Below are 548 nucleotides of genomic sequence, written 5' to 3' on the forward strand. Positions count from 1 at the left end.
ACCATCCACGGGGTGAGCTGCGAGGTCACGATATCCATCGCCATTTCGCGCCGGTAATCCCACTCCTGGCCGACGGCGATGCGGTAGCGGCCGTCGGCGGTGGTTAACCACAGGAAACGCCACTCGTCATCGTCGTCACGCAGATAGCCATCGCTGAATCCCTCGCGCTGCGAATTCCACTGAATATCCTCTCCGTTCTCGCCGTCATTAAGCACCATTTTGCCGTCGCGGGTGAAGATGGCGAACGCCAGCGCGTCGTCGTCGATGTGCCCGTGGCGTACCTTTTTCTTTTCCCCGAGCAAGGCGGGCGGGGCGCGCAGTTCATCGAAATGCATGACGCTCAGGCGGCGAGCGAACAGCAGCTGCTGGGTATCGAACAGCTTATCGAGCTTGTCGGTCGTCTGGTGCCAGGCCACCACGCTTGCGGCAAACCAGGCAGCCAGGGACAGCAGCAAAAAGAGGAGCGTCAGGAGCAGTTTCAGGCTCAGGCGTTGGGTCAGTTTCATGCGTCACCCAGGGTATAACCGATGCCGTGCACGGTGCGGATA

General features: G+C 60.6%; 1 protein-coding gene. It reads right to left on the reverse strand.

The window, feature by feature from the left end; all coding sequences use genetic code 11:
- Nucleotides 1-506: sensor histidine kinase family protein (locus CPA45_RS22575; protein WP_208858590.1), on the reverse strand; the 506-nt coding region annotated here is incomplete at its 3' end.
- Nucleotides 507-548: the final 42 nt, after the last annotated feature.

The sequence above is a fragment of the Vreelandella nigrificans genome, from assembly GCF_002374315.1.
In the GTDB taxonomy this organism is placed as follows: Bacteria; Pseudomonadota; Gammaproteobacteria; order Pseudomonadales; family Halomonadaceae; genus Vreelandella; species Vreelandella nigrificans.